The organism is Nitrosomonas sp. Nm84, from assembly GCF_003201565.1.
Taxonomy (GTDB): Bacteria; Pseudomonadota; Gammaproteobacteria; order Burkholderiales; family Nitrosomonadaceae; genus Nitrosomonas.
This window is the reverse complement of sequence record NZ_QJJP01000051.1, coordinates 1-7,793: the sequence shown is the minus strand read 5'-3', so window position 1 is coordinate 7,793 and position 7,793 is coordinate 1. Positions and strand designations below refer to the sequence as shown.

The window sequence follows — 7,793 nt, the reverse complement described above, 5'->3', positions numbered from 1 at the left end:
AACTTCACTTTTTGCCAGTGGCATGCGTGACAAATGCCTTTTAGAAATTTTTCTCTGTGGATACAGCAAAATTTTCGAGGTTGTGCAGAAGTCTTGCCCTTGTCATCTTGCCGCAAGTAAGATTTGACTACAATCTATTGAATATGCAAGATCAGCAGGGAAATGCGGTACAGGCTTTTAGGGAACTGCTTGCGGAACCCGATCATTCACCTTGGCACATTGTTGTGTTGGCTGACAATCTTAAGGAAACAGAACGCTTGGCGCAACGGCTGACCGAGCTTCCTGAAGTCAACAAGGTGGTTACCATCTTGGATTTCGTGCCCACCGAGCAGGAGGAAAAATTTTCCCTCATCAAAGAGATGGCGCTTACGATAGGACCGATTTCGACCGCAACACACGCCCAGATGACGGGTGATAATGATGTCTTGGCACAGCAGCAAAAAGCACTGGGTGCACTTGCCACGGCATTGGATCGATTCGCTGCCGAACATCCCAATCACTCTACTGCTGTCACCGCACGCACATTACAATCATCGCTGACCGCCTTATTCGCTCAACTCGATAGGGGGTTGGTAACGATGAGAAAAATAAACTGCTTCAGGCAGTGGAGAAAGATCTGCTCGCAATGTTACCACTCGCTTTGCAGAGTCTGCGCACCGCTACTGAAGCCGCTCCTTTTGGCGAAAAAGACTTGCCCGTCGCGTTAAGCGAACGCTGGCATAGTCAAACGGAAGAGTACCGCTTGACGGTTTATCCGGTAGAAGATCTTAACGACAACGATGCGTTGCGACGCTTTGTACGGGCGGTGCAACAAGTAGCGCCACAAGCCATTGGAGCACCGGTAGTGAGTCTAGAAGCAGGTGAAGCGGTGGTGCAAGCATTTATTCAAGCTTTCTCGTTGGCGTTAATCGGCGTTGTCGTCATATTATGGGTATTGTTACGCAGCATAAAGCACACCTTGCTGGTATTGCTTCCACTTTTGCTCTCCAGTTTATTTACTGCCGCATTTACTATTTTGGTAGACGTACCATTCAACTTCGCCAATATTATCGCCTTGCCACTATTGCTGGGTCTCGGTATCGACAGTAGCCTACACATGGTGTATCGAAGTCTGAATAACCAATTGGTAAGCGAAATTCTGATTCACACCAGCACAGCTCGCGCAATTTTTTATAGTGCTTTGACTGCTCTGGTCGATTTTGCAAGCCTTATATTTTCATCTCACCAAGGTACTGCCAGCATGGGAATCATGCTTACTGTCGGGTTGGCTTTTACGCTCATTTGCACGCTGATCATATTACCGGCGCTGTTGCGGACTCCATCAAAAGGCGCAATACGGCACAGTAAAGAGGGATTGGATCGTTGTTGTTAAAGACGCAAAAAGAGAGCATTACTAGAAATATCCTTCGGATAACACCCAGGCTTTCCAACCGGCTAAGCAGAATAACGTAAAGAACGCCGCCAATAGGTCATCAAACATGACGCCAAAACCGCCTTTCAGATTGCTATCGTAATACCGGATAGGCTGGGGTTTGGCGATGTCAAACAGGCGGAACAAAATAAATGCAGCGAGCTGCCACGCCCAGTCGACCGGTGTAAAGTACAGCACCAATAGGAATGCCACGGTTTCATCCCAGACCATGCCGCCATGATCCGGATCACGCAACGCTTGACCACTGAGACCGCACGCCCAGATACCGACAATAAACATAATATCGATCAGCAGCAAAAAATGAACCGGGCTCAGATAGTGATTAAACAACCAGAATAAAGGAAATGCAGCCAGTGTTCCGACGGTGCCCGGCGCGACCGGACTCAATCCGACACCGCCTGAGAATGCGATGAAATAGGCCGGGTGGCTATAAATTAAATTTAAGTCCGGTCGAATCTGAGCGGATTGAGTACTGGATAAATCATCAGTCTCTGGCACGGAAGTGGTCATATCCTTGAGTCTCCAATGTCATAGTATTGCCTTGCGCATCTTTTACAATTAAACCCTGGCCTGCAGAAATCTCACCGATACGGGTCAGTGGAATAGCTAGTTCGGCAGCAAGCGCTGCAATTTTTCCGCGATTTATTTTAGGCGCTGTGAAACATAACTCATAATCATCGCCGCCAGCAAGCAGGCAATCGATTGCCATTGACTGCTGCAGGTATTTTTTTAATAGCGGTGAGCACGGTATATCCGCCATATGAATACAGGCCGCCTTGTCCGAAGCAGCCAGGATGTGCCCCAGATCCGCCATTAATCCATCGGATAGATCGATGGCGCTGTGCGCCAGACCAATCAGCCGTTGACCCAGTTTAACTCTGGGTGACGGTGTCAACAATGCAGGCAAGCATTGTGCAATCTCATCAGGTTCCAGGGTTATTCGCCGTAGTTCGTGATTGAGCGCCAAAGCAGCATTGCCTAACTGGCCGGAAATCCAGATATCATCATCCAATTCGGCGCCGCTACGGCGCAGTGCTTTGCCTGCAGCAACCTCACCTATAATTTGTATGCAGATATTCAGTGGCCCTGACGTGGTATCACCGCCGATCAATTCCACATGATGCGCATCAGCCAGCGCAAAAAATCCCTGACTGAATTCTGTCAACCAGGTAGTATTCTGCTTTACCAAATCTTCCGGCAGTGTCAAGGACAGCAGCGACCAGCGAGGCTTTGCCCCCATGGCAGCCATATCGGAGAGATTAACTGCCAGGGATTTATAGCCGAGCGTATTAGGATCTACATCAGCGAAGAAATGTATGCCACACACCAGGGTGTCTGTTGAGATGGCCAACTCGGTTTTGTCGGGTGCTGTAATGAGTGCGGCATCATCGCCGATTCCAAGCACTGCGCCCGGTGCGGGCCGTTTGAAATAGCGGTGAATAATATCGAACTCTGAACACACGCTGGTAAAATTATGCTTGGTTTTTTGTCAGTCTCTGCGCTGCTATTTCAACCGCACGCAGCTGAGCGGCCAATTTGTCCAATACGCCATTCACATATCGATGGCCGTCGCTGCCACCGTAGGTTTTGGCCAACTCTATCGCTTCATTGATGATTGCCCGGTAAGGAATTTCCGGGTGGTGGATTAATTCAAACGTACTCAGCAATAAAATTGCGAATTCTACCGGACTCAACTCATGCAAAGGACGATCCAAACAAGGCTGAATATGTGTGCCGAGCCCATCAACATCCTGCAACACACCTTGTAGTAAGCGGGAAAAATGTTTCTCATCCACGTGCTTAAATTCATCGGATTCACGCAGTTGTTGTTCAATAAAACTCGCTGTGCCGCCAGCAATTTTCCACTGGTAGATGCCCTGCAATACAAATTCGCGTGCAATCCGGCGACGGCTTTTGTGTTTATCCATTTTCTTGTCTAGGGTAGTTTCTGGTGATGCAGTCATCATAAGGCGATTTCATCAATTCTCATTTGTAAATTGGCCATTTCCAATGCGGCGTGAGCGGCCTCGATTCCTTTCTGACTCATGCGAGCAATGGCCTGATCATCGTTATCAGTCGTCAATATGCCATTAGCGATGGGAATTTCCACATCAATCTGCACCATCATCAAACCGCGCGCAGATTCATTGGCAACCACCTCAAAATGATATGTGTCACCACGGATGACCGCACCCAACGCAATCAGTGCATCAAACTGATCGGATACCGCCATCCGTTTCAGTGCCAATGGAATTTCCAAAGCGCCCGGTACGGTAGCAAGCAGTATATTGGAATCCTGCACCCCGTTTTTCTTGAGCTCCGCTGTACAGGCGCTGAGCAGTCCTTCCCCGATATCAATATTGAAGCGACTCATAACAATGCCGATGCGCAAATCAGCGCCATCCAGATTGGGTTCAAATTCAAGAATATTGTCATAGTACGGCATATCTAACTCCGGTAAATGTATTGATTGACAGCGATCATTGCTTGATCGATCAAAATTTAAAGTTTATTGCTTTCAAGTTTCCGCGTAACTGGTTACTTCCAAGCCGAATCCTGTCACACTGGGCATTTTTCTGGGTGTTGCCATGAGCCGCATTTTTCCCACATTCAGATCTCTCAGTATCTGTGCGCCAATGCCATGGTTACGCAGATCCGGCTTGATAGCGCCAGGAAAATGTGACTCGTGGCACTGAATGCGCTCAATCAATTTGGCTGAGCTTTCTTTACCATGCAGTAGAACAATCACGCCCTGTCCTGTTTCGGCAATCAATTTCATCGCATCGTGGATGCTCCAGGAATGCGTAGTATCTTGCATATCCAGCAGATCAATGACCGACAATGGTTCATGTACACGCACCAATGTTTCGGTTGTCGGATTGATCTCGCCTTTCACCAGAGCCAAATGGGTGGTATTGGCGATGTCATCACGATAGGCTGTCAGCAGAAATTCCCCATACAGTGTTTGAATAGTCCGTTCCGCGACACGCGTTACCAAACTCTCAGTCTGGCTACGATATTGAATCAGATCCGCTATTGCGCCAATTTTGAGCTGGTGCTTGCGTGCAAACTCCATTAAATCAGGCAACCGCGCCATGCTGCCATCTTCCTTCAGAATTTCACAAATCACCGAGGCTGCGGTCACACCGGCCATGCGGGCTAAATCGCACCCTGCTTCGGTGTGACCGGCGCGCACCAAGACCCCGCCTTTTTGTGCCATCAGTGGAAAAATATGCCCTGGCTGCACGATATCCTGCGGCTTGGCATCCGCTTTGACAGCCACTTGAATAGTACGTGCGCGATCGGCAGCAGAAATGCCCGTGGTAACGCCACTGGCTGCTTCAATGGAAAGCGTGAAATTGGTTCCTAAGGGGGCACGATTGGCGGATACCATTAAGGGCAAATCCAATTGATGGCATCTTTCTTCAGTCAGCGTCAAACAAATCAGTCCGCGGCCATGAGTAGCCATAAAATTGATGGCTTCCGCTGTGACAAAATCGGCTGCGAGAACCAAGTCCCCCTCATTCTCGCGATCTTCTTCATCGACCAGAATCACCATTTTGCCGTGCTTAAGCTCGGCAATAATATCCTGGATGGCACTGATTTTCATGGCTGCTTAATCCCGATTAACCTTAAATATTCAATAATTTTGCCACATAGCGTGCGAGCATATCTGTTTCCAAATTGACACGCATGCCTGGTATCAGTGCGTTTAAAGTAGTCATTGCCAACGTATGGGGAATAAGATTAATGGAAAATTCATGTGCTTCAATCTGATTAATCGTCAAGCTAACGCCATTGACAGTGATGGAACCCTTATGGGCAAGGTAGCGCAATATGGATTCCGGCGCCCGCATGATTAATTCAAAACTTTCCCCGACCGATTCAAATTTAACCACGGTGCCGACCGCATCCACATGCCCGCTCACCAAGTGTCCACCTAATCGATCCGACAAGCGCATGGCCTTTTCCAGATTGACACGCATAGCCACTTGATTCAATCCATAGGTACAGTTTAACGTTTCCTGCGAAACATCCACGGTAAACAGATCGTCGGCCAATGCGGTAACCGTCAGGCAAACACCATTCACAGCAATACTGTCTCCCGGCAGTACATCGCTCAAATCCAGTTTCCCGGTAGCAATACTGAGAGACAGTCCCTGATTGCCGTGGTTCTTCATCGGCTGGACCTGTTTAATTTCACCGACCGCTTGTATGATTCCGGTAAACATTGCAATATTTTCTAGCCGTTCGAGTATGACATGAATGATAGGGTATGCATCAGCGAATTGAGATTTATGTGATGTGCAAACTGAAAATCTTGTGCTGCAGCGGAATATACCTTGTCAAAATAGTAATTCTGAGAAAATCAGAAGGTTTATTAAAAGCATTTGCTCCTTTTGGCGCGCCCAACACGATTCGAACGTGCGACCCCCGCCTTCGGAGGGCGGTACTCTATCCAGCTGAGCTATGGGCGCGTTGATGAGTAGATGTCAATGCTATTACCGGCCGACAGGATAACTGCTTTTGTAGTTCTCGTCCAACTCGGATTGTCCCTAGAATGACTTGGACCTAGTATGGCTAATTCAAAATCTTAACCTACTCAGTTTTTTTTGTTTCTGTTAAGGCTGGAAAAATTTTAACAGTCTTTACAACCCGATTCTTAGTTTGAATAATTTCCATTGGATAACCGGCTATGCTCAGCCCGATTCCCGCTTCTGGAATGTCTTGAAAATGCTCCAGGATCAGGCCATTCAAGGTTTTAGGGCCATCTAACGGCAGTTGAAAGTCAAGCTTGCGATTCAATTCACGTAACAACGTGCTGCCTTCGACAATTATACTGCCATCTTCTTGCTTCAAAAAGCCACTGGTCTGGGTAGGCGCGTGCGTCGTAAAATCTCCAATAATCTCTTCCAGGATATCTTCCAGGGTAACCAGGCCCATCCATTCGCCATATTCATCGACTACCAGACCAACCCTCTTTTGATTTTCTTGAAACAGCTGCAATTGAGAAAACAATGGCGTGCCTGATGGAATGAAATAAGGTTTGCGCATCACTTTCTCGAGTGTTTCTGCCGTAATTTTGCCATTCTGCATTTGATTCAGAACCTTGCGTACGTGAACAATGCCGACAATATTATCCATGCGTTCACGATAGACGGGCAAACGCGTATGGTGACAGGTCAATAATTGTGCATGGATAACCTCATCATCCGCATCCAGATTAATTGCCTCAATCTGACCACGCGGCACAATCACATCATCAACCGTGATAGTCTCAAGATCTAGTAAGTTCAACAGCATGCCTTGATGCTTATGCTGTATAAAATGCCCGCCTTCCAGTACTAAGGTTTTCAGTTCTTCCGGGCTTATTTTTTGTTCCAATTCACCTTTTTTAGGTTTTAGCCGGAACAGAATCAATAGTCCACCAACAAACAAATTGATGAACCATACAATGGGATAAAAAATGATCAATAATGGCGTCAACACATAGCTGGATGCCAAAGCAATGCGTTCAGGATAGGCGGCGGCGATGACTTTCGGGGTTATTTCACTAAATACCAGAATGGCAAAGGTAACGGCTATCGTGCCCATAATCAAGGCAAAGTCATCATGGGCAAAAAGAGTGGCCACAATCACGGCCACCAAAGTTGCAGAGGCTGTATTGAGTAAATTATTACCTAACAAAATAACACCGAGCAATCGATCGGTGTGATCGAGCAATTTTACCGTTAAGCGGGCCCCACGATGGCCTTGCTTGGCTAAATATCGCAGGCGATAACGATTAATCGCCATCATACTGGTTTCAGATAGGGAAAAAAAGCCTGACAGAATCAACAAAAACACCAATGCAACCAGCATGATGTGCAACGGCATGTCTTCCAATAAACACCTTTATACGGTAATGAAAATGCTTAGCAGCCAGGAAACAACAAGAAACCTAAACTGATAATCCGTATATTCTGGATTCAAACACACATTTGTCAACAGGAAAATGCATATTAGGCAAATCAAAGTTTTAAGCTGGGAGTAGCAGAATCCCGTGAAATACCAATAGTGTTAACATTTACGGGATTCCACTGTGGCAATTACGGTGTCGCCATCAACTTACCAGCATACTCTGCATAGATGACACTTGCAGCGGGGGCATTTGCAATATGTCGACGATGATGTGAGAACCGAGTATCGCCTTATTTAGCACGGGCAATCCCGTAGCATCTACCGCATCGATAATCGCCATAGGAGAAGCCGTCAATCGGCCGCTAACTGCTGTAACAGGTAATTTTTTGTGTTGTAAGCACTCGACCCCAGCTGCAGCATCGGCTACATCACCGGCTGCAAAAATGATGCTATCGATCGT

General features: G+C 47.2%; 9 protein-coding genes, 1 tRNA gene and 1 pseudogene. 2 read left to right on the top strand and 9 right to left on the bottom strand.

Annotated elements, in window-relative coordinates; all coding sequences use genetic code 11:
* Positions 1-107 precede the first annotated feature (107 nt).
* Together C8R34_RS17205 and C8R34_RS17200 are read left to right on the top strand one after the other, a co-directional pair.
* Positions 108-707, top strand: coding sequence for a hypothetical protein (locus C8R34_RS17205; protein ID WP_258364537.1), 600 nt, complete (start codon positions 108-110; stop codon positions 705-707).
* The gene (locus C8R34_RS17200) at positions 626-1,372 is read left to right on the top strand and encodes an MMPL family transporter (RefSeq protein WP_258364536.1); all 747 of its coding nucleotides are present in this window, start codon (positions 626-628) and stop codon (positions 1,370-1,372) included. The genes C8R34_RS17205 and C8R34_RS17200 overlap by 82 nt, the downstream gene beginning before the upstream one ends.
* Positions 1,373-1,393: 21 nt before the next feature.
* On the opposite strand, the gene C8R34_RS15645 is transcribed toward C8R34_RS17200, so the two are convergent.
* The 9 genes and pseudogenes from C8R34_RS15645 to C8R34_RS16585 all read right to left on the bottom strand — a co-directional run.
* Entirely contained in the window at positions 1,394-1,942 is a 549-nt protein-coding gene (locus C8R34_RS15645) for a phosphatidylglycerophosphatase A (RefSeq protein WP_110342165.1), read from the bottom strand.
* Positions 1,917-2,894: a thiamine-phosphate kinase gene (gene thiL, locus C8R34_RS15640; protein ID WP_110342163.1), complete on the bottom strand. Its 978-nt coding sequence runs from the start codon at positions 2,892-2,894 to the stop codon at positions 1,917-1,919. Before thiL ends, C8R34_RS15645 begins: the two co-directional genes overlap by 26 nt.
* A gap of 10 nt (positions 2,895-2,904) precedes the next feature.
* Positions 2,905-3,399 (bottom strand): transcription antitermination factor NusB, encoded by a 495-nt coding sequence (gene nusB, locus C8R34_RS15635; RefSeq protein ID WP_181415508.1) that lies wholly within the window; start codon positions 3,397-3,399, stop codon positions 2,905-2,907.
* A complete protein-coding gene (gene ribH / locus C8R34_RS15630; protein WP_110342161.1) occupies positions 3,396-3,878 on the bottom strand; it encodes a 6,7-dimethyl-8-ribityllumazine synthase in 483 nt (160 codons plus the stop codon). The genes nusB and ribH overlap by 4 nt, the downstream gene beginning before the upstream one ends.
* A 72-nt stretch (positions 3,879-3,950) precedes the next feature.
* On the bottom strand, positions 3,951-5,042 hold the full coding sequence (ribBA, locus tag C8R34_RS15625; protein ID WP_110342159.1) for a bifunctional 3,4-dihydroxy-2-butanone-4-phosphate synthase/GTP cyclohydrolase II: 1,092 nt from the start codon (positions 5,040-5,042) through the stop codon (positions 3,951-3,953).
* Between the two features lie 22 nt (positions 5,043-5,064).
* The gene (locus C8R34_RS15620) at positions 5,065-5,664 is read right to left on the bottom strand and encodes a riboflavin synthase (RefSeq protein ID WP_110342157.1); all 600 of its coding nucleotides are present in this window, start codon (positions 5,662-5,664) and stop codon (positions 5,065-5,067) included.
* 169 nt (positions 5,665-5,833) lie between these two features.
* Positions 5,834-5,910 (bottom strand) — tRNA-Arg (locus C8R34_RS15615).
* A gap of 121 nt (positions 5,911-6,031) precedes the next feature.
* Positions 6,032-7,309: an HlyC/CorC family transporter gene (locus C8R34_RS15610; RefSeq protein WP_110342155.1), complete on the bottom strand. Its 1,278-nt coding sequence runs from the start codon at positions 7,307-7,309 to the stop codon at positions 6,032-6,034.
* Positions 7,310-7,535: 226 nt separating this feature from the next.
* Positions 7,536-7,793: pseudogene (locus tag C8R34_RS16585) on the bottom strand (DUF1611 domain-containing protein); the annotation flags it as partial.

Bases quoted from the DNA above. Each gene is read 5' to 3' on its own strand.
- C8R34_RS15645 (WP_110342165.1), bottom strand. From the start codon at position 1,942: ATGACCACTTCCGTGCCAGAGACTGATGATTTATCCAGTACTCAATCC.
- ribH (WP_110342161.1), bottom strand. From the start codon at position 3,878: ATGCCGTACTATGACAATATTCTTGAATTTGAACCCAATCTGGATGGC.
- C8R34_RS15620 (WP_110342157.1), bottom strand. From the start codon at position 5,664: ATGTTTACCGGAATCATACAAGCGGTCGGTGAAATTAAACAGGTCCAG.
- nusB (WP_181415508.1), bottom strand. From the start codon at position 3,399: ATGATGACTGCATCACCAGAAACTACCCTAGACAAGAAAATGGATAAA.
- C8R34_RS17200 (WP_258364536.1), top strand. From the start codon at position 626: ATGTTACCACTCGCTTTGCAGAGTCTGCGCACCGCTACTGAAGCCGCT.
- ribBA (WP_110342159.1), bottom strand. From the start codon at position 5,042: ATGAAAATCAGTGCCATCCAGGATATTATTGCCGAGCTTAAGCACGGC.
- C8R34_RS15610 (WP_110342155.1), bottom strand. From the start codon at position 7,309: ATGCCGTTGCACATCATGCTGGTTGCATTGGTGTTTTTGTTGATTCTG.